Origin of the sequence: Shewanella algidipiscicola (assembly GCF_003605125.1) — a bacterium.
GTDB classification, from domain to species: Bacteria; Pseudomonadota; Gammaproteobacteria; order Enterobacterales; family Shewanellaceae; genus Shewanella; species Shewanella algidipiscicola.
In genome coordinates this window covers 78460-103225 of the sequence record NZ_QPQT01000011.1, presented here as the reverse complement: position 1 = coordinate 103225, position 24766 = coordinate 78460, and the positions used below count along the sequence as shown (strand labels likewise).

At 47.2% G+C, this 24766-nt stretch carries 23 protein-coding genes and 1 riboswitch; of the genes, 9 read left to right on the top strand and 14 right to left on the bottom strand.

Annotated elements, in window-relative coordinates:
- Positions 1-6: 6 nt before the first annotated feature.
- The 9 genes from DVO77_RS13300 to DVO77_RS13260 all read right to left on the bottom strand — a co-directional run bounded on the left by DVO77_RS13300 (position 7) and on the right by DVO77_RS13260 (position 9505).
- Complete coding sequence (locus tag DVO77_RS13300; protein ID WP_119978675.1) at positions 7-204, bottom strand: twin-arginine translocation signal domain-containing protein; 198 nt, start codon at positions 202-204, stop codon at positions 7-9.
- A gap of 728 nt (positions 205-932) precedes the next feature.
- A complete protein-coding gene (locus DVO77_RS13295; protein WP_110458742.1) occupies positions 933-1961 on the bottom strand; it encodes a formate dehydrogenase subunit gamma in 1029 nt (342 codons plus the stop codon).
- Between the two features lie 50 nt (positions 1962-2011).
- Positions 2012-2608 carry a formate dehydrogenase FDH3 subunit beta gene (fdh3B, locus tag DVO77_RS13290; RefSeq protein WP_110458743.1) on the bottom strand — a complete coding sequence of 199 codons (597 nt, stop codon included), beginning with the start codon at positions 2606-2608 and terminating at the stop codon, positions 2012-2014.
- A gap of 26 nt (positions 2609-2634) precedes the next feature.
- Positions 2635-5484 (bottom strand): formate dehydrogenase subunit alpha, encoded by a 2850-nt coding sequence (locus DVO77_RS13285; protein ID WP_119978674.1) that lies wholly within the window; start codon positions 5482-5484, stop codon positions 2635-2637.
- A gap of 67 nt (positions 5485-5551) precedes the next feature.
- Positions 5552-5752, bottom strand: a complete 201-nt coding sequence (locus tag DVO77_RS13280) for a twin-arginine translocation signal domain-containing protein (RefSeq protein WP_119978673.1) — start codon at positions 5750-5752, stop codon at positions 5552-5554.
- A 143-nt stretch (positions 5753-5895) separates the two neighbouring features.
- Complete coding sequence (locus DVO77_RS13275) at positions 5896-6564, bottom strand: TorD/DmsD family molecular chaperone (protein WP_119978672.1); 669 nt, start codon at positions 6562-6564, stop codon at positions 5896-5898.
- Between the two features lie 10 nt (positions 6565-6574).
- Positions 6575-8245: a 4Fe-4S binding protein gene (locus DVO77_RS13270; protein ID WP_110458747.1), complete on the bottom strand. Its 1671-nt coding sequence runs from the start codon at positions 8243-8245 to the stop codon at positions 6575-6577.
- 193 nt (positions 8246-8438) lie between these two features.
- A complete protein-coding gene (locus DVO77_RS13265) occupies positions 8439-9035 on the bottom strand; it encodes a DUF3306 domain-containing protein (protein WP_110458748.1) in 597 nt (198 codons plus the stop codon).
- The gene (locus DVO77_RS13260) at positions 9035-9505 is read right to left on the bottom strand and encodes a DUF3305 domain-containing protein (protein WP_110458749.1); all 471 of its coding nucleotides are present in this window, start codon (positions 9503-9505) and stop codon (positions 9035-9037) included. The genes DVO77_RS13265 and DVO77_RS13260 overlap by 1 nt, the downstream gene beginning before the upstream one ends.
- A gap of 293 nt (positions 9506-9798) precedes the next feature.
- Here DVO77_RS13260 and DVO77_RS13255 point away from each other — a divergent pair, with 293 nt between their 5' ends.
- The 5 genes from DVO77_RS13255 to folM all read left to right on the top strand — a co-directional run bounded on the left by DVO77_RS13255 (position 9799) and on the right by folM (position 13684).
- Positions 9799-10644, top strand: a complete 846-nt coding sequence (locus DVO77_RS13255) for a formate dehydrogenase accessory sulfurtransferase FdhD (protein WP_119978706.1) — start codon at positions 9799-9801, stop codon at positions 10642-10644.
- 28 nt (positions 10645-10672) lie between these two features.
- The gene (locus DVO77_RS13250; protein ID WP_110458750.1) at positions 10673-11578 is read left to right on the top strand and encodes a substrate-binding domain-containing protein; all 906 of its coding nucleotides are present in this window, start codon (positions 10673-10675) and stop codon (positions 11576-11578) included.
- A gap of 344 nt (positions 11579-11922) precedes the next feature.
- Positions 11923-12288 carry a dihydroneopterin triphosphate 2'-epimerase gene (folX, locus tag DVO77_RS13245; protein WP_110458839.1) on the top strand — a complete coding sequence of 122 codons (366 nt, stop codon included), beginning with the start codon at positions 11923-11925 and terminating at the stop codon, positions 12286-12288.
- A 34-nt stretch (positions 12289-12322) separates the two neighbouring features.
- Positions 12323-12958, top strand: a complete 636-nt coding sequence (gene folE / locus DVO77_RS13240) for a GTP cyclohydrolase I FolE (protein ID WP_119978671.1) — start codon at positions 12323-12325, stop codon at positions 12956-12958.
- Positions 12959-12976: 18 nt separating this feature from the next.
- A complete protein-coding gene (gene folM, locus DVO77_RS13235) occupies positions 12977-13684 on the top strand; it encodes a dihydromonapterin reductase (protein ID WP_119978670.1) in 708 nt (235 codons plus the stop codon).
- A 157-nt stretch (positions 13685-13841) separates the two neighbouring features.
- Here folM and moeB read toward each other — a convergent pair whose 3' ends face one another.
- Positions 13842-14612: a molybdopterin-synthase adenylyltransferase MoeB gene (gene moeB, locus DVO77_RS13230; protein ID WP_119978669.1), complete on the bottom strand. Its 771-nt coding sequence runs from the start codon at positions 14610-14612 to the stop codon at positions 13842-13844.
- Positions 14613-14626: 14 nt separating this feature from the next.
- Positions 14627-15871 (bottom strand): molybdopterin molybdotransferase MoeA, encoded by a 1245-nt coding sequence (gene moeA / locus DVO77_RS13225; protein WP_119978668.1) that lies wholly within the window; start codon positions 15869-15871, stop codon positions 14627-14629.
- 394 nt (positions 15872-16265) lie between these two features.
- On the opposite strand from moeA, the gene ftnA reads away from it, so the two are divergent.
- Entirely contained in the window at positions 16266-16790 is a 525-nt protein-coding gene (gene ftnA / locus DVO77_RS13220) for a non-heme ferritin (RefSeq protein WP_110458758.1), read from the top strand.
- Between the two features lie 114 nt (positions 16791-16904).
- Here ftnA and ribB read toward each other — a convergent pair whose 3' ends face one another.
- Positions 16905-17558 carry a 3,4-dihydroxy-2-butanone-4-phosphate synthase gene (gene ribB, locus DVO77_RS13215; protein ID WP_119978667.1) on the bottom strand — a complete coding sequence of 218 codons (654 nt, stop codon included), beginning with the start codon at positions 17556-17558 and terminating at the stop codon, positions 16905-16907.
- A gap of 164 nt (positions 17559-17722) precedes the next feature.
- Positions 17723-17927, bottom strand: a riboswitch (FMN riboswitch).
- Between the two features lie 303 nt (positions 17928-18230).
- Here ribB and DVO77_RS13210 point away from each other — a divergent pair.
- From DVO77_RS13210 to DVO77_RS13200, 3 genes are all read left to right on the top strand, one after another.
- Positions 18231-20321, top strand: a complete 2091-nt coding sequence (locus DVO77_RS13210; protein WP_119978666.1) for a S9 family peptidase — start codon at positions 18231-18233, stop codon at positions 20319-20321.
- Positions 20322-20348: 27 nt separating this feature from the next.
- Positions 20349-20633 (top strand): GIY-YIG nuclease family protein, encoded by a 285-nt coding sequence (locus DVO77_RS13205; RefSeq protein ID WP_110458761.1) that lies wholly within the window; start codon positions 20349-20351, stop codon positions 20631-20633.
- A 157-nt stretch (positions 20634-20790) separates the two neighbouring features.
- Positions 20791-21612, top strand: coding sequence for a phosphatase PAP2 family protein (locus DVO77_RS13200; protein WP_119978665.1), 822 nt, complete (start codon positions 20791-20793; stop codon positions 21610-21612).
- 158 nt (positions 21613-21770) lie between these two features.
- Here the strand turns inward: DVO77_RS13200 and DVO77_RS13195 are convergent, their stop codons facing one another.
- Entirely contained in the window at positions 21771-22541 is a 771-nt protein-coding gene (locus DVO77_RS13195) for a DUF4097 family beta strand repeat-containing protein (RefSeq protein WP_119978664.1), read from the bottom strand.
- A 302-nt stretch (positions 22542-22843) separates the two neighbouring features.
- Positions 22844-24682: a M14 family metallopeptidase gene (locus DVO77_RS13190; RefSeq protein ID WP_119978663.1), complete on the bottom strand. Its 1839-nt coding sequence runs from the start codon at positions 24680-24682 to the stop codon at positions 22844-22846.
- Between the last annotated feature and the right edge of the window lie 84 nt (positions 24683-24766).

The window sequence follows — 24766 nt, the reverse complement described above, 5'->3', positions numbered from 1 at the left end:
TCCTAATTAGCTACGCAAGCTGTTGTAGTAGCTGCGGATATGCGCAGTTTCATGGTAGCTATCGGTGTGTTTTACACTGGGCTTAGTTTCCGCTGCATGGGCAACACTGATACCGCTTGCGGCAATGGCCACCCCGGCCGTACCACCAATGGAGAGTGCTTTCAGCAGTGATCTTCGATTAAGATCGGGCTGTTGCTTTTTCATTTTTGCTCCTAGTATTAGGACGATTCAAATAGTTGGGATGCTTCATTCCAATCAAGCGATAAAACACACGTTAAACAAATGTTGCGCCTAGGTGCTTATTTGGTAAATCTTGTATATTTATTTAAAACATCCGATTAATTGCCCCTGCAATATAGGTGGATTTGATACTGAAAATATTGATCTAAACGGGGTAAGAATCGTGCAAAAATAGAGTAAATAGCTAAAGTGTTAAGCCAATCATATATATTTAAATATTCGTATTAGATGTTCACCACCAAGCAATGATTCACCCATACACACATGTAAACACAATGTTATTCAACATATTAGCTAATTGCTTAAAGCTGCAGATATCGGGTACTTATCGTTCGCATGAATGACACATTAACAAGTTTATTTTTTATACAAAAAACAAAGAGAACTCACTGCCTCAATACATCATCCCTAATACAAGTATCAGGTATTAATATTCATTAGTTTGCACCTAACGATCGCTAAATTAAGCCGCAATGATACGACCCATAATTAAGCGATGATTTAAAATTTTCAGACGGTGAAGAGAAATTTTTTAATAGGAATATTTAGCGAAAGGCTATGCTATTCATTCATGGCAAGAGTGAATTGATATTACAGTGATGAGAATATTTGACCTAAACTCAAACCATAAAAAAACACCCCGCAGGTTACCCTACGAGGTGTTTTATTTAAGTTAAGTTTACGTAATAAACTTACTCTTTATACTGCAAAGTGCCGTTTTCTTTGATCTCATCAAACCAAAGATTATGGTGCTGAATCGCCCAGTTCTCATCACAGTAACCTGACTTCATCGACTCCATACCGCCTTCGCTCAATACCGTCGCCATCCATATATGTATTATGGTGAAAGCGATCAAGATAATGGCACTGATGCCATGAATAAGCAGAGCCGCCATTGACGCTTCACGTGGCAGATCTAAGCCAGGTAAAACCAACATGATACCGGATACACTGATAAATAAACCAAAGAAGGTCAGTGTCCAAAACCACATTTTCTCACCAGCGTTAGCAAAACCACTGTCAGGGTGCTTACCTTTAAATGGACCAAAGTTGATGTAGCCACCAACCACTAAGAACCATTTAAGGTCATACATCTTAAATGTCTGCATTGGCATCCATTTCACGACGCATAGCGCCCAAGCGATGATGAATACAGGCCCCGCATAATCATGGATAGTCTTGCTACCGTAGATTAATGCAGCCCACACATCGGCGCCGACATAAGGTTGCAAGGCATACTTACCCAGCATGATATTTAAACCAGTAAAGATCAGTGTAAGGCAAGGTATCGCCATCGCCCAGTGCAGCCACAAGTCGGCTTTTGTCCAGCGCAATACCATTTTGCCGGAAAAGCCATGGCTTAATTTAGATGCACCATTTACCAAGTAAAACAGTAAAAATGCACCAAAAACACCGACAACCGCGATGGCCATAATCGGCGTAAGGTATTTATTTCTTACCTCTTTACCATCATTACCGGCAACGTTAATCAGCACTCCAGTTTCTACGCCTTTAGCTGTGGTATAACCCGAATCACCGGATTTTACCGCTCGCCATAGGTCCGCATCACTGGTTTTTGCATTAGCCTGTTGCTGACTCGATTGCTGATCAGTCGCGTGAGCAGGCATAGAGAGCATCGTCGCCCCCACACCCAATCCCGTGATGAGCACTAACAGAGCAAACAGACTACGCAGTGATTTGTTTAACAGTTTGTTTAACATTGTCACTCCTTTCTTAAGGGATAGCGCTGATGCGCTAACCCTTGCTCTGCTTAGTTGAACTCAGCTGTTTGAGGGTTGTAACCCCAAATCACATTAGGATTACCTCGCGCAGCCATGCGCTCACGGTAAATGTTCGATACCATTTCAGCATCACCTGCGAGCAGTGCTTTAGTCGAACAAAGCTCCGCACACATAGGCAACTTACCTTCAGCGATACGGTTAGCACCGTACTTCTGACGCTCGGCTTCAGAGAAGGTCTCTTCTGGGCCACCGGCACAGAAAGTACACTTATCCATCTTGCCGCGGCTACCAAAAGCGCCCTGCTTAGGGAACTGTGGCGCGCCGAAAGGACAGGCATAGAAACAGTAACCACAACCGATACAGGTATCTTTGTTATGCAATACAATGCCGTCTTCGGTGCGATAGAAACAATCAGCAGGGCAAACTGCCATACAAGGGGCGTCGGTACAGTGCATACATGCCACTGAGATCGATGCTTCGCCTGGCTGACCATCGTTAATCGTCACGACGCGGCGACGTTGAATTCCCCACTCGAGTGCGGAATCGTTTTCGTTCTTACATGCTGTGACGCAACCGTTACACTCGATGCAGCGTTTGGTGTCACATAGAAATTTCATGACTGCCATAATGGCTATCTCCTCATCAAGTTCAGTTAGGCTTTAGTGATCTGACACAAGCTAGACTTAGTCTCTTGCATCTGGGTCACAACGTCATAGCCGTAGGTCAATATCGTATTGGCCGATTCGCCAATAACGTAAGGGATTGTTCCCTCTGGGTAATTCTTCTCTAAGCTTTCACCTTCAAAGATACCTGCGAAATGATATGGCATGAAACATTCACCATTAATCACCCGGGGAGTCACCATTGCCTGAACTTTAATTTTGGCGCCTTCTGGACTGTGAACCCATACTTCGTCACCATCACGAAGACCACGATCCGCCGCATCACCTGGGCTAATTTCGATGAACATCTCTTGTTGCAGTTCAGCTAGCCATGGATTTGAACGGGTCTCTTCACCACCACCTTCATACTCAACCAAGCGGCCAGAGGTTAATGCCAATGGGAAGTCTTTGGCAAAATCTTGATCCTGAATGGATTTATACAGAGTAGGTAGTCGCGCAACCATACGGTCATCATAAGTAGGATACTTAGCAACCAAGTCACGACGAGGGGTATACAGTGGTTCACGATGTACTGGGATATCATCAGGGAAGTTCCACACGATACAACGCGCTTTAGCGTTACCGTAAGGGATACAACCATGTTTAATCGCCACTCGTTGAATACCACCTGAGATATCTGTCTTCCAGTTTTTACCTTCTGCGGCCACTTTCTCTTCGGCGGTGAGATCATCCCACCAGCCAAGTTGCTTAAGCATCTTGTCGGTAAATTCTGGATAACCATCTTTGATTTCAGAGCCTTTAGAGAAAGAACCTTCAGCCAAGATGTTGTTACCTTCGTGTTCAACCCCGTAACGGGCACGGAAGTTACCGCCACCGTCTTTCACTTCACGATCGGTGCGGTACAAGATTTGCGTGCCAGGGTGTTTCATCTCTGGCGTACCCCAACATGGCCAAGGCAGACCATAGGTTTCACCCTTAGCTGGGCCACCTGGAGCTTCAAGCGATTTAATATCGAAGGTGCCCCAGTTTTCTTGGTGCATCTTCAAACGCTCAGGGCTTTGACCTGTGTAACCGATAGTCCACATACCTTTGTTATATTCGCGAACGATATCTTCAATCAGCGGCTCATCGCCATTGACTTGGATATGCTTACACAACTCTTGCTCTATGCCCCACTTCTTCGCCAGCTTGTACATGATCACGTGATCTGGCTTAGACTCAAATAGCGGCTCAATAACCTGTGAGCGCCATTGTAGCGAGCGGTTAGAGGCTGACACTGAACCATAGGTCTCAAACTGCGTCGAGGCTGGCAGCAAATAGACACCGTCTTTACGGGTATGCATCACACCAGCCATGGTTGGGAATGGATCCACTACCACGACCGTGTCCATCTTGTTCAATGCTTCACGCACTTCACGACCACGAGTTTCGGTATTAACAGACTGACCCCAGAAGAATGACATACGAATATTATCTTTCTGTGCGATCTTAGTCTTATCTTCGAGTACGCCATCATGCCAACGTGAACACGGAATACCTGTCGATGTCATTGGATCTTGCCCAAGATGTTGCTCTTGGTCAAAACGACTCTTCACCCAATCATAATCCAAGTCCCAAACATTGCACCAGTGCTTCCAGGCGCCAGTCTTCAGACCATAGTAACCGGGTAAATTATCGAACAGCAGACCAAAGTCCGTTGCACCCTGTACGTTATCGTGACCACGGAAGATGTTAGTACCACCGCCAGACACACCCATATTACCTAGGGCTAGCTGCAGGATACAGTAGGCACGGGTATTGGCATTACCAATGTGATGCTGAGTGCCCCCCATACACCAAACGACGGTGCCAGGCTTAGTGGTAGCCAACAGCTTAGCAACACGATACATCTGTGCTTCAGGTACACCGGCCACGCTTTCCACTTCAGCAGGTGTCCACTTAGCGGCCGCTTCGCGAATACGTTCCATACCGTAAACACGTTGGTCGATAAAGCTTTGATCTTCCCACTTGTTTTCAAAAATATGCCACAACAGACCATAGATATATGGGATATCTGTGCCAGGGCGAATATGCACGTACTCGTCAGACTTAGCTGCTGTACGGGTGAAACGAGGGTCAACCACGACGATTTTAGCGCCGCGCTCTTTACCTTCTAAGATGTGTTGCATTGCTACAGGATGGGCTTCGGTGGGGTTAGACCCAATGAACATCATCACTTTAGCGTTACGGATATCGTTGAAAGAGTTGGTTTGCGCACCATAGCCCCAAGTGTTAGCAACACCGGCTACAGTGGTAGAGTGACAAATACGCGCTGAGTGGTCGATATTATTGGTGCCCCACATCGCGGCGAATTTACGGTATAAATACGCTTGCTCGTTAGAGAACTTAGCACTACCCATGAAGAATATTGAGTCGGGACCCGATTCTTTACGAATATCCAATGCCTTTTGACCAACTTCCTCGATCGCTTGCTCCCAAGAAAGGCGCTTCCACTTGCCGCCTTCGAGCTTCATTGGGTACTTTAGACGCTTCTCACCGTGACCATGTTCACGCAGCGATGCCCCTTTAGCACAATGGCCACCAGCGTTAAATGGATGGTCGAATGCAGGCTCTTGCCCTGTCCACACCCCGTTTTGCACTTCAGCGTAAATCCCACAACCCACTGAACAGTGAGAACAGATGGTACGTTTTACTTCTGTAGGTGCATCGTGAGGCACTTCTTTCGCTTCTGCTTTGCGCATCATACCTGCGCCCAGCATTGAAGCCGCAGCAATACCACCAGTAGCAAGACCTGCTGTCTGGAGGAATTGGCGACGGTTTAGACCTAGAGCCGGCTTTTTACTAGCATCAACTTGGTCTGTTTTGCGTGTTAATCGCATCACACACTCTCCTAATGTTATTGAATTATTGCGTCGTTACGCGTCGGTTCACTACCTAAGTAGCGATTTATTTAGAACGTAACGAGGCGTAATAACTACGAATATGATCTGTCTCATGATAGCCATCACCGCTTGCAGACTCTTTAGTCTCTACAGGCGTAGCCGCTACAGCTTGACCGCTAATGGTAGCGACTGCACCGGCTGCACTACCTACAGCCAAGGCTTTTAGCAGTTGACGACGACCCATATCGGAAGCTTGCTTCTTCATAGTGTCTCCTTTGTTAACTTAAGATGAGTCGCATTGCCGATCTAAATGAACGCTGGCGCAGCGACTCGATTGTTATTGAGGGCTTTCCCCTCAGATATCACTCTGCCTGCAGCTGATGACGCAGGCATAATAAGTCAGCCAGCTTATGAAACGAGTTCATTGCTGGTGGGTTGGATCTTTTCCGCATCGCTGCCTGGGCAGTTCACCGGAATGTTTAAGCTCAATTGCTCGAACTCATTGGCTTCAATGGCAAAGAAAGATTTAGCCAGCTGTGCCACTGTGGCATAAAACGCCGCACTGGGCGCGCGAGCTAAATGATCACAAAAGCGGTCGATCCAGCTACCGATATGGCGTTGATAGAAAGCCAATTGACGATAACCCGGCGCCTCTAAAATTAAGGTTCCCATCACTTCACACAAGGCAGCGACGTGATCTTCAGGCTCTTTCACCTCATCGGTACGCTCAAATCCGAGTTGCACCAAATCTTGGCGCAGTAACGCCAAAGGCTTATCCATCAAAGAGCCCGTCATAAACCAACTACCGTAAGGCAAGATTTCACCACTGCCCACCCCCAAGAAAATATTAAAATATTCCTCTTCGAGCTGTTCTGTAGTGAACTGACCCGCAGCCAGTTTTACGGCTAACCAAGCCTTAGTGATATCGCTATCATCTTCGCTGGCATCGATTTCAAGACGGGCAAGAAACTGCAATAGTTCGGCACTTGGCTGGCAACGTAATAGTGCGGCTAACAGCTGATAAATATCGGCTCTTAGCTGATCGTTTTCTGATACTTCTCTTACTAATTCGGTCATAGCTACACTCTTATCGCAGTTGCTTTTCAGGATCTTGAAGAATATCTTCAAACATATCTTTTACCCGGCAGTCACCACACATCTTCAAGCGTTCTGTGTTGGCACTAAAGGCGCTATGGCCCCCGACTACATCCAGCATCCGTTGCACCATGGATTGGGTGGCGAAAGGGGTACCGCAACGAATACACTCGAACGGCGCTTCCTCTTTCAGTGTTTGGCGCTGCTGACGAGCAGTCGCATCAAAATTCATTTGGGCGGTCAGGCTAATCACATTCTCGGGACAGGCTGACTCACATAACCCACACTGCACACAATCTTGCTCAACAAAGTGCAGCGCCGGCAAATCACCGCCATCGGTTAACGCTTGGGTCGGACAGGTCGACACACACGACAGGCATAGGGTACAGCTATCGGTATTGACGCTGACTTTACCGAACGGAATATTGCCTTTACTTAATGTGGTGTCGATAGAAGCCGCTTGGCTATTGAGATGATCGATTGCCGCATATAAGGTGGCGCGCTTAGTGGTTGGGCTAAATTCACCAGGGACAATTACAGGCCAACTGGCACTAGTCTCAACCAAAGAGGCTAATTCAGATAACTGATGCTGATTGACCACGCTCACTCGCTGCGGCTGACCCATCTCATCAAATATCTCATTGGCTAACTGTTGTTCGCCATTTAGCATCTGTGTCAAGGTGGGTGCTGTGGCATCGGTATTAAGCACTATCACCTGGCGTGCGCCCCAAGCCAGTGATGACATCCAGTGATCCATGCTAGCAACGGTGATCTCTTCTAGCTCTACCGGAATGACGGCGCCGGGTAGATCGTCGTTAATTAAGCTGGCGCCATTGGCGGCGTCATGGAACAAAATAACGGGTGCAACTTGTGCCTGCTCACGAAAACGCGTGACTAACTTATGCAGGTAAGAATGCAGCGCCTGTGGCGTGGGCAAATCATAGCTAATCGCACCAGTCGGGCACGCGTTGGTACAACTGCCTGCGCCGTGACAGAGATAAGGATCGATTTCAATCTTCTTATCTACACTGGCAATAGCATCTGCGGGGCAAAAGTTAAGGCAACGATTACAGCCATCGATACCATTACGGTTGTGAGCACAAATGTCGCTGTTGACTTTGACATAGCGAGGCTTATCGAACTCACCAATTAAATTAGGCAACTGGGATATAGCATCGGCCAACTTGGCCTCATCTTGACCGACATAGAAGTAGCCAGGCGGCAACATCTCTAAATTAATACAGGGCGAGTGACTGAGATCGAGAATCAGGTCGAAATGGGCCTTACGAATCGCCACTAAACTCAGGTCGGCTGTACCAGTCTCATGTTCAACCTTAACTTGAAACTGCCCCAAGAAACCTTTTATTTCAATAAGCTTATTGTAATAGCTTTCAACATCTTCCGCCGCGGCCATCACTTTTTCAAGATGCTCTTCATCTTGGCTAGTAATGGATTCATTGGCGAGGATCGCGCGCTGACCCATGTTAGACAATTTGTCCGCCGCTAGGCGAGCCAAATCTTCTGGGCCGATGATAAGCACATTGCCCTCAGTGGTGTAGCTGACTGTCGGCGGGATCAAGTTTTGCAGTATTTGCGTCTGTCCCAATACTTGCTGACGGACCTGTTTGAGGTCAGTCAGGTTTTCGTTACCGTTTAAATGCATGCTCACATTGCGTTCCTGAACAGTTTTGGCTGCTGCCGTCTACGAGGTGGCTATATGTGCTCTAATTGGCGTGCGCTTTATTGGCGCCAGCTTCACCTCATTATCAACGAGAAATTAACCCGTTGTTTTATATGCCTCATCAGCAGCAATTCACGTACCAAAATTATGGATTTAAAAACACTCTAAACTAACCTCAAGCAACGGGTGGTTTAGGTGCACCTTGTGATTCTGGTTCATTTTGGGACAAATCGGCTAACTCTTCGTCCAAAATGTCCGCTGGGCTTACGCCGGGTAAATTCGCATCCTGCGGGGTATTCGAAGCTATCATCTCTTTTGCTTCGAGTGACTCGTTAGATGGTTCTTGTTGCTCATCATCTTGAGTAAGGTGACGGAAGACTTTCTTAGCAAGCTCAGCCGATACTTCCGGCGACAGTTTAGGCTGATTGGTATAATCGAGAGCGTATTCGAGCAGACCATCTATCTCACTGTAATGTGGTTGCTTCCACAAGGCGCGTAACGCGGCGGCCTTTGCATTGGGATCAACATTATCGGCCATAAAACTGGCAAAGCTACCACCAACCTCAATCGACTCAGGATCTGGCAGGTCTGCTGCCATTAAGATTTTATTTTCATCACTTGACTCAACAGGTGATGTCTCGCTTGCTGGCTCAATAGTCGCTGTCGCTTGCTCAGAGGACAGCTGAGCCATTTGCTCGGCTTCCTCTTCTTGCTGCACTTGCTGACGACGAAGGCTCCATCGCGCTAACAATCCGCTCGGTTTATCGCTCATTATGAAACCTGTCCTCGGTTATGGTTACTACTTGGCCCCTCATTATTACGACGATCCACGTGTTTACGTCGATGGGCACAAATTTCTACCTCGCCATGGCGGGTGATATACGCTTCAATCCAACACGCGACTGCATCGGGCATCAGCATGCTCAATACTGGTGTATCCCCCTCAAGGCAACCTGCTGCGACATTTTGATCGGCCGAAATATGGGTCGGCACCCAAGTGCCATCTTCTAGCTCATCGCATACAATAAATAACATGGCATTATCCATATCTAAATTGATACGGTAACTGCCACGTTCATCCTTGTGCAGTTCTAACCCCACCAATTTAGCTCCCTCTGGCGACGGTTGCGTGGCAGGAACGACCTGATCTAATTCCCAAGATTCAGCTATCCAGCGCCCAACTTGTTTCTCGACCTTTTTCAGCGAAACATACATGGGCCATTGACTTTCGGTACGTTGCATTCCAACTCCGTTGATTAGAGAGCTTGAGCCTAATTTGGCAAGCCAAGCTATGGGTTGCGGTATATGATTAACAAGCAATATACATGCCAGCGCAATTGGTAATATAGTTTGAGCTAGATCATCAATTCCCTTTCAAGGGTAGGACAATTTGTCCTAAATGACATTTTAAGCGGGACATAAAAGGGCGTTTGAGCCGTAAGCATTTAACTCGATCACGCATTACAACATAAAATATTAGTATCGGAATGATTATTGCTATGCTGCTGGCAGCCTATTGCGACAAGATGATCTTTATGACTAAGAATAAACAGCTAACTTTCTTAAAAACCCAGGCCGATGTGCCGCTAACCATTGCCGTAAAAGCGACCAATGAGCAAGGCGAGATCCTTGATAAATTTATTGCGTGTGAACGCCCATTGACGGTTTACCTTAACTGGCGTCCCATTGTGACATTGATGACACTGGGTGCTCGCCCTGAAACTTTGGCACTGGGATATCTTAAAAACCAAGGGTTTATTTCTGATGTCACGCAACTCGAATCGGTCATTGTCGATTGGGATGTCAGCTCTGCCGCGGTGCTAACGCAAGAGACCACAGAGCATCTTGATGAAAAGCTCGCAGAAAAAACCGTCACCACAGGCTGTGGTCAAGGTACTGTTTATGGTGGTTTTATGGATGGTTTGGACGATATTAAGCTACCGATCCCCCAGTTAAAGCAGAGCATGCTGTACAGCCTGTTAAACAATATCGGCGCTTACAATGAAACCTATAAAAATGCCGGTGCAGTGCATGGTTGCGGACTTTGTCAGGGTGATCAAATCAGCGGTTTTGTCGAAGATGTAGGCCGCCATAATGCGGTCGATACTTTGGCTGGCGAAATGTGGCTCAAACAAGAGTTAGGCGGCGACAAGCTGTTTTATACCACAGGGAGGCTCACCTCAGAAATGGTGATAAAAGTAGCCAAGATGGGCATACCGGTATTGCTGTCTCGCAGTGGGGCAACCCAGATGGGGCTTGAGCTAGCGCAAAAGCTAGGCATCACTATGATCGCCCGCGCCAAAGGACGCCATTTTCTAGTTTATAATGGCGCCGAGAACATTGAGTTTGATGCTACGCCACCTAAACGCAATATCAGCTAACTATATAGATAGATTTAAAGGAATATTGATGACCGAGCCGAGTGAACTCATCTACATGAGTGCCAAACAGGTGGCTGAATACTTAGACCTCAATGAAAAAAAGGTCTACGCCATGGCAAACGATAGGATATTGCCTGCAACCAAAGTCACAGGCAAATGGCTATTTCCCAAAATACTCATCGATCGCTGGGTAATGGACTCGTGTCACAGCGGTATGCTGTCAGATAGAATGCACATTACTGGCAGTGATGACCCACTACTATCTATGCTAGTGGCACGTTTAATGTCGCGTATCGGTAAGAGTGACTTAGTCAGCTATAGCGCTACTGGCTCACGCATGGGGCTAGATCTGCTATCACGAGGCTATGCCGATGTATGCACCCTGCACTGGGGCAATGTCGAAGAGCGCAATATTCGCCACCCCGCACTGCTCAAGGGCTACCCCAACCACCAACAATGGGTCATGGTACACGGTTATACCCGCCAGCAAGGATTAATGATGCGTGCCGAAATGCACCATAGATGCCAAGAAGAAGACAAAGTTGTTAGCCTGCCCTGGCGCTGGGTTGGCCGCCAAGCGGGAGCCGGTAGCCAACAACATTTAGAGCACTGGCTTATGAAACAAGGGGCAAGTATTAAACAGCTTAATACTGCCGTCACCGCCTATAGCGAGCGGGAATTGGCTGGATTTATTGCCCGTAACGAGGCCGATATTGGCTTTGGTTGCCAATCGGTTGCGATGGAAAGTGGTTTGAGCTTTGTGCCTCTTGTTACCGAATCATTTGATTTTGTTATGCCACAAGGCATCTACTTTCGTCGCCAACTGCAAGCCTTATTCGATATGCTTAGCAGCACCCAGACCCGACAACTTGCAGCGCAATTAGGCGGATATGATCTAAGCCAATGCGGGCAAATGCTCTGGACCGCCTCTTAAGTAACAACTGGCCATTAACTAATAAAACCCGACGAAAAAAATAAATACAGTCAAAAAAGTGAGATAGGTAACCTAAGGGTTATCTATCTTTCGCTGAAGGGGTATTTACCTACAAACCTAAGCTTCAGCGAATTCATAACCCAATTGGGTGACTCATGTTTTCCATTGCCTACAACTAGAGTTGAATAAACACGAGGTTTATCAAGCCGAACTTGATTAAAAGTCCACTTCACAGCACCATCTAAATTCCTATCTGCTTTACTTTAGCAAATGATCTAACTGTTCACGACCAACGTACTGTCTGCAAATGATGAGGAAATATCATGACCATTACCAACGCCAAAATTAGCCATGCCAAAATCAAAATAACCAATCTTAGGTTACGCACCTTTATCGGTTTTAACCCCGATGAGCGTGAGAAACAGCAAGATGTGGTGATCAATATTGAGATTCACTACCCAGCTGCGCTTTCAGCCCAGACAGATGATGTCAGTGACGCACTCAACTATAAGGTGATCACCAAAAAAGTGATCCAGCACGTTGAGGAAGGTCGCTTTTTATTACTGGAAAAATTAGTGTCCGACATACTCACCATTAGTTGTGAGCATCCCTGGGTGCGTTACTGCCAAGTGACAGTAGACAAACCCCACGCCCTGCGATTTGCCGACTCAGTCTCGTTATCGCTAGAAAGCCACTTAGATGACAGATAGTCATCATTAACCGTTTTACCGCGGAGTATTAGTTATGAATCCAGCTGCACAGCTAGTGAGACAAGCGTTAATCGCCCAAGGCTTAGAAACGCCATTGCGTGATAACCCCCTGTCTTCGCAACAGAAGTATGAGCGAATTAAAGGATTAATGACCGAAGTGGTCGACACTTTAGGGCTAGACCTCAATGATGACAGCCTGTGCGAAACCCCTCATCGTATTGCCAAAATGTACGTTAATGAGATCTTTGCCGGCATCGATTACGACAACTTCCCCGCGATTGCTCAAATTGACAATAAAATGGGTGTCGATGAGATGGTCAAAGTCAGCGACATCAGCCTAACCAGCACCTGTGAACATCACTTTATTACCATAGATGGCACGGCCAAAGTGGCTTACATCCCTAAGTCATCGATCATAGGTTTGTCGAAAATTAATCGTATCGTACGCTTTTTTGCTCAACGGCCTCAGGTGCAAGAGCGGCTGACTCAACAGATATTAGTGGCACTGCAAACCCTACTCAATACCGACGATGTAGCGGTATCGATTTCAGCGACTCACTATTGCGTCAAATCACGCGGCATTATGGACAGCCAATCCTCGACACAAACCACCGCATTAGGTGGCTGCTTTAAGTCGAATCATCATACTAGAGCCGAATTTCTTGGCTAACTTACCGACAGGGATCTTATGCAACCCACCATTGTAATCACAGGCGTAGGCAAGCGCATTGGTTTGTACTTAGCACAGGCCTTTATTGACAAAGGCTATCAGGTTATCGGGACGTTTCGACGCCATTACCCCAGCATCGACGCTTTAAGCGAGGTGGGTGCTGACCTGTATTGCTGTGACTTTACCCAAGCTGAAGAGGTGCAAACTTTCATTGATGCCATCACGGCTAAGTATCCGCAGCTTGACGCCATTGTTCACAACGCCTCTCTGTGGTTACCCGATGACAGCCCGATGGCGCCAGAGCAAATAATGACCACCATGATGCAGGTACATGTGACGGCACCTTATCAGATCAATCTAGGGTTAACCCCGCTGCTGACCCAAGGTGACCACCTAAGCGACATCATTCACCTCACCGATTATGTCGCCCAAAAAGGCAGCAAGAAACATATCGCCTATGCGGCCAGTAAGGCTGCATTAGAAAATATGACATTATCGTTTGCGACTAAGCTAGCCCCACACGTAAAGGTCAATAGTATTGCGCCTGCGCTGATCTGTTTTAATGCACATGATGACGAGCAATATAAACAGCAGGCATTAGCTAAATCGCTACTGCAACGTGAAGCAGGTGAAATCGAGGTGCTCAAGGCGATTGAATATCTTATGGCAAGCCACTACATTACCGGACGTTCATTGGCGCTCGATGGTGGCAGGCATTTAAAATAATTAGCCATAAAAATCATAGAGATTTTAAGTAATAAAGATTTCAAATAACAGCGATGTGAGATCATGGAGAGTTAAAAGAATAAGCGCCGAAAAAACCTAATATTTCAACACAAAACAGCTAGCCCACCATCTGGGCTAGCGTATCAGCTAACTGCGCTTATGCACCACAGGTGCTACAGTTTTGCTGCTTAGTAAGTTTCATCTCGCGAAACTCCATGGTCATCGCATCGATCATTAAGATACGGCCAACCAATGGTTTCCCCATGTGAGCAATCACCTTAATCGCCTCTACCGCTTGCAGACAACCAATCATGCCGACAACTGGAGCCAAGATGCCTGACTCGACGCAAGTCAATTGCTGGTCGCCAAACAGCTGACTAAAGCAATGATAACAAGGCGTATCCCCTTGGTAATCAAATACTGTAACAGTGCCTTCCATACGAATCGCGGCGGCCGAAACCAGTGGTACCTTATGGGTAAAGCAACGGCTATTTAACTGCTCACGCACCGTCATATTGTCAGTGCAGTCCATCACGATATCGTGCTGCATGACTAAGGCATCAAGCTCTGAGTCATCGAGCACGGCATTGATAGTGGTAATCGCCACATGAGGATTAAGCTGACTCAAGGTTTCTTGCGCCGAGGCCACCTTAGGTTGGCCGATATTATCCGCTTGATGCAGCACTTGGCGCTGCAGATTAGACAGCTCAACTGTGTCAAAGTCCACTAAGGTCAATTGCCCTACCCCCGCCACGGTAAGATATTGGCTTGCGGCGCAACCTAAGCCGCCAAGCCCAATGACTAATACCTTGGCTTGTTTCAGCTTCTCTTGCCCCTCAAAGTCCATCGCCTTAATGGAGATTTGGCGACTGTAACGTAAGATCTCGCTGTCCGACAGAATGTCGTGATTATCGAGTGTCGATGTCATCTCAGCTTACCTACTTAACAGAGCACAGAATTAAAGGGTTCAACCGTCACTAAGCTACCCGCAGGCGTGTCACCCTGCTCTCGCGCTAAAATCACAAAGCAGTTAGCCAAGCTCATCGAAGTCAACATACCCGAGCCTTGCCCACCTGTGATGCTCACCTCGGCTTGGCCTTGTTCGTTGTGGCTCAAAACACCGCGCTGATACTCAACCCGACCAGCAAACTTACGCAGATCGCTGCTCAATTTCGCCTGCAGTAATAACGGCTTAGCACGTGGCAAGCCTTGCATCTTATTGATCAGCGGCCACACCAATTTATAGTAGGTCACCATAGATGACACAGGGTTGCCTGGCAGACCACAGAATATCGCCTTACCCAGTCGCCCAAAAGCAAATGGCTTACCCGGTTTCATGGCGAGCTTCCAGAAGGTAATTTCACCCTCTTCTTCTAAAATTTGTTTGGTGTAATCGGCGTCGCCTACAGAGACGCCACCCGAGGTGAGTAGCATATCCGCTTGGGCAGCTCCGGTACGAAATGCCTCACGAATCGCCTCAGGATCATCTGCAATCACCCCCAAATCGACCCACTCTACGTTGGATCGACTCAATAAACCTTGAATGCTGTAACGGTTAGAATCATAAATCTGCCCCGGCGCCAACTCGCTGCCAACCGGGCGCAGTTCGTCACCCGTTGAGAAAAAGGCCACTTTAACCCGACGCACAACGCGAACTTGGCTCGCTCCTATCGTGGCGAGTACGCCCATTTCGGCGGCGCCAATCTGGGTACCAGCCCGTAAAACTTTATCGCCAGTATTAAGCTCTTCGCCGCGATAACGCACATTTTCACCAACCGCATCAGGCGCTTCAATGGTAATACTATCACCGTTGGCACTCGCCTTTTCTTGCATCTGTACGGTATCGTAACCCGCTGGCAATGGTGCGCCAGTCATAATGCGCACGCAAGTGTTGGGTTTGACCTCGCCGTCAAACGGGTGCCCAGCAAAAGAGTGGCCGATCAGCGTCAGGGTGTCGTTGTTGCTCAAATCTTGCAATCGAAAAGCATAGCCATCCATTGCCGAGTTGTTAAAAGGAGGCAAATCAATACTCGATGCCAGATCTTCAGCTAATACTCGGCCTAAGGCATGGGGAAGCTGCACCATTTCAGAGTCACTTAGGGGCATGACTTGATCGAGTAGTTTAATAATCGCTTCGTCTGGGTGCATAAGGCTAGGCTGAGAACATGGATCAAATTTCATGGGCATCGGTTACCTTAAAGATAAATGTTTAAGCAAAGATTGATGCCCATTATGCCACGCTGATGAGAGAAGGCCATGATCTCCACGGCAGTTTTTGTCATAGTACGAGCAAATCAATCCTCAGCAAGCTAACAGAGCTATCTACGCAATTTACGACTAGACATAGTGCAAGATAAGGCTGCCACCCACCGCCAATCGCAAGGCTTATGCCTATAACGCACCCCTGATGAATGACTAAACCGAGAGTCCGTTAATCCAACAAATATTTGATAGGCTCAACACTGACGCAATGATAACTATTTGTATTTGAAACATTAAGTTAAGTAAATTTAGTTGCATTTAACCGCCTGCTTTTACACAATAGCCCAGCTTAATCCAATGAACATAACAAGGATCTACTATGCTGGCACAAACGATGATTGATCAGTTGAACGCACAAATTAATGTGGAGTTCTTCTCCTCAAATCTCTACCTACAAATGAGCGCTTGGTGCGAAGACAAGGGCTTTGAGGGTGCCGCTAAATTTATGCGTGCCCATGCTGACGAAGAGATGCAGCACATGCACCGCCTATTTACCTATGTTAGCGAAACGGGCGGCATGCCACTGATTGGCGCCATTGAAGCGCCGCAGGCTGAGTTTGAATCATTACTGGTCCTTTTTGAACACACCTACGCCCATGAGCAGATGATAACCAGTAAAATCAACGCACTTGCTCATGCTGCATTCACTAATCAAGACTATTCTACTTTTAACTTCCTGCAGTGGTATGTCTCTGAGCAACATGAAGAAGAGAAGTTGTTTAAATCAATCGTCGATAAGATTCGCCTGATTGGCGAAGATGGTAAGGCATTATTTTTTGTCGATAAGGATTTGGCGCAAATGGCCATTGAAGAGTCGGCGAGCGTGATGACCTCGGGTCAATAAACCGCTAACGGATCGCCTGTGTCTATTTGAAATAGACCTTATGAGTGGTCGATATTGGTGGTAAATGATAAACAAAGAGCCGTATATCGGCTCTTTGTTTGTTTATTAAGCCTATTAACTCGCTTGAGCCAGTAACGACTTACGGTAAATCACGATATCTTCTATGGTCAACACTGGCATTTGATGCAGCTCACCAAATGCGATGATTTCAGGCAATCTCGCCATGGTGCCATCAGGATTGGTCACCTCACATAACACGCCCGCAGGTTTCAGCCCCGCCAGCAACATCAGATCTATGGTGCCTTCGGTATGCCCTCTGCGAGTCAAGACGCCACCGGGTTGAGCACGTAGCGGGTACACATGACCAGGGCGAGCCAGATCACAGGCACTTGCCCCATCGGCGATCGCCGCTTTAATGGTGGTGACCCGATCGGCAGCCGAAACACCGGTTGTCACCCCAACTTTGGCTTCAATGCTCACGGTAAACGCGGTGCCATACTGGCTTGAGTTATCAGTTACCATGGGCGGTAACTGCAATTGTTTAACCCGTTCATCTGGCAGGCATAAGCAGACTATGCCACTGCATTCCCGAATAAGCAGCGCCATCTGTTGATTGGTTAAGTGCTCGGCTGCATAAATAAGATCGCCTTCATTTTCGCGATCTTCATCGTCGACCACCAACACGCCTTGGCCAGCGCGTAAGGCTGTCAACGCGGCTTCAACACGGGTATTGGCATCGCCAAAGGCTGAGAGTAAAGACTGATTCATGGTTAAATCCTTAGTAATACTAATAAAATGGTTTTGTGCCAGAATCAGGGCATATAGAAAATAACACCGATAAGCCTGCGCTTATGGTGGTGTTAAATAAGAGCCAGGGTCACGTTAGCGAACTAAGCCCAAGCTTAGAGCGCGACATACGCTGTTTGTGGTTCTTATATTCTCTTTCATCCGGACTCAGTGCGCTTACGCGCTCATTACCGTCGGCTCTGGAATACTTTTAACATGCAATCTCTACACGCAATAAGGGCACCAGATCTGCTGACCCTAACCTTGGGATAGATTAGGCGCTCGCGGGCTTAAGTTGCATATACAACTATCACCGCCGGTGGGGAGTTACACCCCGCCCTGAGAATTATTAATGTCACCTACTCACTGAATATCGGCTCAACAGGCTCTTGTTAAGCGGCGCAGCGTCACTGTTAAACGGACTCGCTAACGGGCTCACACTGGGTCTGCATAACAGCAGTAAAACCGTAAATATTGCTGGAGGGGCTAATCTTAATCACTTAGGATCAGCACATTAGGCGTAAATAGGGTGCGCCAATTTGAAACAAATAACAAGCTAGAAGGTGACAAGCCTGAATTAAATCACCTAAGCTCAAGCTTTACAGGCAAACTCGCACTGGTTTACCACGTTATCGATAATAAAGGTCGTCTTTAATGCATTCAATTTCTCCACCGCTCGCCGCCAAAAAGCCACACTCATTGATACATCATGGTGTAGAGAGGATCGATAACTATTATTGGTTAAGAGACGATACGCGTCAGTCACCAGAGGTGATAGCGCATCTCAATGCCGAAAACAACTACCATCAACAATGCTTTAAGCCCTTCGCGCCTTTACAGGCACGTTTATTCGATGAGCTGGTCGGCAGGCTAGATAAAGACGAGTCGAGTGTTCCTTACTACTGGCACTCCCATTGGTATTGGAGTCGTTACCATAAAGAGGGGGAATACCCTATCTTACTGCGTAAACCACAGCTTAATAGTGATGCCGAAGAGGTGCTGTTAGATGTTAACCAACGCGCCCACGGCCATGAGTTTTATGGTCTGGGCAGCTTCGCCATTAGCCCTGACGAACAGTTATTGGCCTTTAGTGAAGACAAACTGAGCCGGCGCATCTACACCATACACATTAAGCACCTCGAACAAGGCGAACTGCTGGAAGAGACACTCGAAGGCACTGACGGTAGCATAGTGTGGGCTAACGATAATCTGCACCTGTTTTACATCGCCAAAGATCCACAAACCCTGCTGGGCTACCAAGTATTTCGTCATCGGTTAGGGCAGCCACAATCGGCCGATACACTCGTGTATGAAGAGCAAGATGACAGCTTCTACCTCAGCTTAGGTAAAAGTTTAGATGAAACTCGTATCGAGCTATACCATGAAAGCACGATCACCAGCGAGGTCTCGGTGCTCGATGCCGATCAAGCACTTGATCACTTCACAGCGCTACTTCCCAGAGAAACGGGCCATGAGTATTCGGTGGCAAAACGGGGTGGCGACTATTTTATTTTAACCAATTGGCAGGCGGTTAACTTTCGCCTGATGCAAGTGGCCGAAGCGGATTTTGCCAATAAGCATGTTTGGCAGGAGGTGATTGCTGCCGATGACCAATGCCGCATAGAGGAGTTCTTGGTACTGCAAGATTACCTTATTGTGCAGCAGCGCCGTCAGGGACTAAGCCAGATCACCGTCTATCCGGATCAGCTACCTAGCTATCAAATCGACTTCGATGATCCCGCTTATGTGGTGGGTTTTGATGTTAATCCTCGCCAAGATAGCCACCAGCTTAGGCTCTATTATGCTAGCCCAACCACCCCAGAATCGATTTACCAATACGATTTGACCCAAGCTTCACCCAAGCGGTTACTCAAAAGGGAAAACGTATTAGGTGGCTTTAATAGCGAGCATTATCAGGCTGAACGCCTCTTTATCGATGCCAGAGATGGCGCGAGCATTCCCGTTACCTTGGTGTACAACAAAAGCTTATTTAAACGAGATGGCAGCAACCCACTGTACCAATATGGTTATGGCGCATACGGTTACACCATAGATGCGGATTTTGACAGCGCCATATTAAGCCTACTCGACCGAGGCGTGGTTTACGCCATTGCCCATGTGCGCGGTGGCGAAATGCTCGGCCGACCTTGGTATGACGCAGGCCGGCTATTTAACAAGCAAAATAGCTTTAACGATTTTGTCGATGTCACCCAAGCATTGATCCAGCAACAATATGCCGACCCTCATAAAGTGGTTGCGACGGGGGGCAGCGCAGGGGGCCTGTTGATGGGCGCCGTGATTAACCAAGCACCCGAGCTCTACTTCGCTGTGGCCGCCCACGTGCCGTTTGTCGATATTGTGACGACCATGCTGGACGAGTCGATTCCACTCACCACCAATGAGTATGACGAATGGGGCAACCCTAACGATAAAGCCGCCTTCGACTATATGCTCACTTACTCCCCCTATGACCAAATAACGCGTCAAGCCTACCCTCACCTTTTGGTTACCACTGGCCTGCATGACTCTCAGGTGCAATATTTTGAACCCGCTAAATGGGTAGCGAAATTAAGAGAATATAAGACCGACGACAACTTATTACTGTTCCATATCGATATGGAAGCTGGACACGGTGGGAAAAGTGGCCGCTATCACCGCTATCAAGACACGGCTGAAGAGTATGCTTTCTTATTGGGGTTGTTGGGCGCAGAGTCTATATTAACCAACAGCACAAGCTGTCGTTAACCACACTCAGAAAAACAAGAGCTATCGATGACGACGGGTAAACCTTGGTTTTTATATATCGTTGAGTGCCATAAAGGCCAACTCTATACCGGCGTAACAACCGATATCGCACGCCGCTTTAAAGAACATCAAGGCGGCGGCCCTAAAGCCGCTAAGTTTCTGCGCGGTAAGGGGCCGCTGCAATTGGTTTATCATGAGCAGTTAAGTTGTCACTCGACTGCACTGAAACGTGAAATAGCAGTTAAGAAGCTAACAAAAAAGCAGAAACTGACATTAATACAAAATGAGGCCAAAACGCATATCGTTAGCTAGTTTTAGCTTTATATCAGTGATATTTAGTGATTATCCCCATTGAAACATCCATCGGTAATCGATCTAAAGACCAACAGAGGTTTATTAAAAATCATGTGGCTTTACTTAAACATAACAAAGTTCTATTGTGGGAAATAATTGCTGATTTGAGACGACTATGGGCACCACCACATATGCAAAGGCTGATGGCTTGCCTAAACAATACAAGCAGCATCAACGCAGCTTTCTCGGCTTAATGTTAGTGCTAAGCTGTGCTTTTTTAATCACGCTTCTTCCCGATGTAAACCTTACCCTGTTTAGACTACTCAATGGAATAGCGGCAGAGTTACCCAATTGGCCCCTATTGCTCATCACCGACTTAGGCAATGGTGTGACGCTTGGAGTGATCACCTTATGCTTCTTGATCAAACGCCCTGAGATAATATTACGGGTGATCATTGCCAGCGTGTTGTCATTACTGCTCGTACCGCTATTAAAACAATATTTTGATATGCCGCGCCCCGCTGCAGTGTTAGAAACACTTAATATTATTGGTGAAACCCGCATGAGCCATAGTTTTCCCTCGGGCCATACTGCTAGCGCCTTCCTGTTTGCTGGTACCCTATGGTTTGCTTACCAAAGCCACACCATTAAAGTCTTTGCGATCACGTTTGGCGCTATCGTTGGCATATCGAGGATCATTGTTGGCGCACACTGGCCACAAGATATTATGCTTGGCGCGATCGTCGGATTACTCTGCGCTTATACCGCTGCGTATTGTCCACCAACCCAGTTGCAGCGGGTCAATAACGCATTAATGCTGATGTTTTTATGGTTAGTGTTGGTGATCTGCGAGCTAGAAAAAAGCTTTGATAAGGATATTATCTGGCAAGTGTTATTACTAAGATGGGGACTGCTGTTTACCGCCGCAACTCTCTTTTTACGCCAATACAATATTAAACAGCTGTTGATACAGCGCTTTGCCTCAAAAACACAATAGACTTATATCAACGGCCTTAACCCTAAGTCGCTATTCAATATCGCCCGCGGCTAGGTATGGATGGGCGATGGCTAGTGCTATCAGGAACTTACAGCCCCCCTTCCTCTTCAGCCTAGCTGAACAGGGTGATAGCGTTTCGCCTTCGCGCCGGGAAGCCATTAATCCATGGTGACGGGCCCCTGAATATTGTCAAAACTCAGATCGCCCGAACCAGATTCAATAATGTGTAATCCTTTGCTATTGTCGACGCTAATACCACCAGAACCATCATCAATAGTGACTAAACCAGCCACATGATTAATGACTATCGAGCCAGAACCATCATGCACAGACACATCGCCATTCACCCGTTGGATCTCGATACTACCAGAGCCATCCGTTAAGCTGATATCCCCGTCAATATTTTGCAATACAATACTGCCTGAGCCATCATCGATAGTTAATGTTTTAGCACCATCGATAGTGATACTGCCAGAACCATCGGTAATGATCATTTCGGCATTCACGCCACGAACCTCAATATTACCCGAGCCATCATCCAGCATGAGTTTCAAATTGGTAGGCACTTTAACCACTAGATCAATATAAGGAGAGTTGCCACTCGTGAATGAGACCCTACTGAAGGAGTCAAAATTGGCGATCAGTTTGGCGTGTTCACCTTCCTGCACTAAGCTAAGCTCTGGCTCGGCGCCATCATAACCATAAATGTCCGCCTCGATACGCACTTCCCGGAGCCCATCAACTCCTTCAATAGTCAGTGCTCCAGCCCCAGTTTCGGCTACGAGCTGTTGCAACTGTGTGGCATCAAGTATTAACTGCTGCTGGCGGTGATAATCAAACGAGGTCATACCCGCACCGTTAACGTTAATGATGCAGCCAGCTAACGAAGCACTCAGTGCGGCACATAAAACCAAGGGGCGTAAATTCATAACTCATATCCTTATTAATTAATGTTTGCTCAAACGCTTACCTCAAATAAAGCAGACTCCATGCCAATTATTTATCTTATTGTTTTAAATGATTTAAGTTGATTTTTGCTCAAAAATTTTAATGATATTCACTAAAAATCTGCTTAAATCACAATTCGTTAGTAAAAAGGCTCATTTAATCGATCGGCAATGACCCATCCCAGATCCGTACCTCTTGAGGAGCATTTACCCATGTTACCCTCAACCATACGCAATAAAAAACGCAGCCTAAGCTGCGTTGGTACAGATGATAACACCGGCCATTACTCGTCTCGCCAAACCGGATAAACCTGATATTGCCCATCATAATAAGGGCTTCGAACATAAAACCAGCGTAACCTTGCCTGGGCATCAGCGGCAAAAGCAGGGTCTTGCAACGCTTGGGTAAATTCTGCCTGCAAGCTGGGGTCGGCCTCAAGCATTTGCGCCGCCAGTGGCTCTACGGCGTAATGCTCTATGTATTCGGTGCGGGTAAATATTGGATTGAAAAAGCCCCATTGTAATAATGAATCAGGCGACTGAGGCTCTAACAGCAATATCGCCAAATCCCCCAGAGGCTGCCGCGTATCAATCTTGACGGTGCCCGCTGGCAGTGTGGTTTGTACCCCATGTGCGCTCAATTGCGCGCTTACTCGCTGGCGCCCTTCATAATCTTTACTGCCAAATTGCGGCGCAGTTAATTGATATTGAGTCAACTTAAGTGTCTTAGGCTCTGTTAGCGTTGTCATACGGATCCCATGAATTGCGAGACGCTCAATCACATCAAGCCACTGAGGTGCAACATAATAAGCTGAGGGGCGATTAATCTTTATGTCAGCCAGAGTATTACCTATCACGGGTAAATTTTCGTAAAGTTTAGGCTCGCCAGTCCAGCGAACAACCTTTTCACCACTGATGGGGCTGATTTCGGTGCGGTAATCAATCCCTTTGAAATCCCATCCTTGCTGCTGTTGCTGGGCGCCCCAAGTTAAGGTGATGCGGTCGCTATAGCGATACCTGTCTTGCTTAATGGCCATGCGCAGTGAAGTGGCTTGCTTGCCCACCAATTCGAGGGTGGCCGCTAACATGACATAAGTACCAAGCACTCGTTGCTTAAACGGCTTTAAACTATGATTTTCAATTAAAATCGTCGGTAGATGCCGAGCATCACCATAACCATTTGAGTAACGTGGACTGGCATTCCATAATGACATTCCCTTACTCACATCACTATTGTCGATAGCAAACACCAAGGGACCCGGAATATGCCCTTCGCGCATTAACGCCTGCTCCACATAAGGTCGATATTGGGTATCTAGCCAACGAAAACTCGACGGGCTCAGCCCTTGAGCTAAGTTATAGCCAAAGGTGACATCATATTGATAGTCTATGCCATCGGTAACGTGCACATCGATATACAGGTCGGGCTGCCATCGATTTATCGCACCCAGCATATGCTGCATCTCTACCGCGTCGGCCTTGGCATAATCACGATTCAAATTAAGGTTGTTAGCCGTAGTACGCCAGCCCATCTCTATCGGGCCACGCTGATTAACGCGATTATATTGACCACTGCGCTCATGGGCATCGACACTAAAAATCGGTACAAATAGTAAATTAGCCCCATCGAGTAGCGCCGCTTTATCACCCAATACCATGTCTCGTAGTAACATCATGCCGGCATCTTTACCGTCAATTTCTCCGGCGTGGATCCCTGCCTGCACTAACACAGTGGGTTTATCCGTCGCAGCCAAGGCCTCAGGGGTATCAGCCCCCTCTGTCGATGCTATCAGCATCCAAATATCACGCCCCTGAGGGCTCTTCCCTAGCGACACCTTGTGCAACAGGTCACTACTTGCCACCAGCTTATCTAACCAAACAAACGTCTCATCATAACTTGGGCTAACCTTAAAGCCGCCCACTTCAAATGGGGTTGCCCATGGCGCTTCGCCATCGAGTAGCAACGATTCACTCGCCCCGTGCCACACAATGCTTGGCGGTAAGATGGCATCGTTAACGTAGGTAGTAGCAATCTGCGGGGTTGCAGCGGGTTGCTCAGCCCATACAGGCAAGCCAAGCGTTAAAGGGAGTAACAGGAAAAGTATCGATAATTGAGGGCGCATAGATATTGACCTTACGGCTTATTTTTAGACAGACATATTTAACGAAATATCCTTTAAATGCAACATTCTAGCGCCAATAAAAAG

Bases quoted from the DNA above. Each gene is read 5' to 3' on its own strand.
- DVO77_RS13300 (WP_119978675.1), bottom strand. From the start codon at position 204: ATGAAAAAGCAACAGCCCGATCTTAATCGAAGATCACTGCTGAAAGCA.
- DVO77_RS13295 (WP_110458742.1), bottom strand. From the start codon at position 1,961: ATGTTAAACAAACTGTTAAACAAATCACTGCGTAGTCTGTTTGCTCTG.
- fdh3B (WP_110458743.1), bottom strand. From the start codon at position 2,608: ATGGCAGTCATGAAATTTCTATGTGACACCAAACGCTGCATCGAGTGT.
- DVO77_RS13285 (WP_119978674.1), bottom strand. From the start codon at position 5,484: ATGCGATTAACACGCAAAACAGACCAAGTTGATGCTAGTAAAAAGCCG.
- DVO77_RS13280 (WP_119978673.1), bottom strand. From the start codon at position 5,752: ATGAAGAAGCAAGCTTCCGATATGGGTCGTCGTCAACTGCTAAAAGCC.
- DVO77_RS13275 (WP_119978672.1), bottom strand. From the start codon at position 6,564: ATGACCGAATTAGTAAGAGAAGTATCAGAAAACGATCAGCTAAGAGCC.
- DVO77_RS13270 (WP_110458747.1), bottom strand. From the start codon at position 8,245: ATGCATTTAAACGGTAACGAAAACCTGACTGACCTCAAACAGGTCCGT.
- DVO77_RS13265 (WP_110458748.1), bottom strand. From the start codon at position 9,035: ATGAGCGATAAACCGAGCGGATTGTTAGCGCGATGGAGCCTTCGTCGT.
- DVO77_RS13260 (WP_110458749.1), bottom strand. From the start codon at position 9,505: ATGCAACGTACCGAAAGTCAATGGCCCATGTATGTTTCGCTGAAAAAG.
- DVO77_RS13255 (WP_119978706.1), top strand. From the start codon at position 9,799: ATGACTAAGAATAAACAGCTAACTTTCTTAAAAACCCAGGCCGATGTG.
- DVO77_RS13250 (WP_110458750.1), top strand. From the start codon at position 10,673: ATGACCGAGCCGAGTGAACTCATCTACATGAGTGCCAAACAGGTGGCT.
- folE (WP_119978671.1), top strand. From the start codon at position 12,323: ATGAATCCAGCTGCACAGCTAGTGAGACAAGCGTTAATCGCCCAAGGC.
- folM (WP_119978670.1), top strand. From the start codon at position 12,977: ATGCAACCCACCATTGTAATCACAGGCGTAGGCAAGCGCATTGGTTTG.
- moeB (WP_119978669.1), bottom strand. From the start codon at position 14,612: ATGACATCGACACTCGATAATCACGACATTCTGTCGGACAGCGAGATC.
- moeA (WP_119978668.1), bottom strand. From the start codon at position 15,871: ATGCCCATGAAATTTGATCCATGTTCTCAGCCTAGCCTTATGCACCCA.
- ftnA (WP_110458758.1), top strand. From the start codon at position 16,266: ATGCTGGCACAAACGATGATTGATCAGTTGAACGCACAAATTAATGTG.
- ribB (WP_119978667.1), bottom strand. From the start codon at position 17,558: ATGAATCAGTCTTTACTCTCAGCCTTTGGCGATGCCAATACCCGTGTT.
- DVO77_RS13210 (WP_119978666.1), top strand. From the start codon at position 18,231: ATGCATTCAATTTCTCCACCGCTCGCCGCCAAAAAGCCACACTCATTG.
- DVO77_RS13205 (WP_110458761.1), top strand. From the start codon at position 20,349: ATGACGACGGGTAAACCTTGGTTTTTATATATCGTTGAGTGCCATAAA.
- DVO77_RS13200 (WP_119978665.1), top strand. From the start codon at position 20,791: ATGGGCACCACCACATATGCAAAGGCTGATGGCTTGCCTAAACAATAC.
- DVO77_RS13195 (WP_119978664.1), bottom strand. From the start codon at position 22,541: ATGAATTTACGCCCCTTGGTTTTATGTGCCGCACTGAGTGCTTCGTTA.
- DVO77_RS13190 (WP_119978663.1), bottom strand. From the start codon at position 24,682: ATGCGCCCTCAATTATCGATACTTTTCCTGTTACTCCCTTTAACGCTT.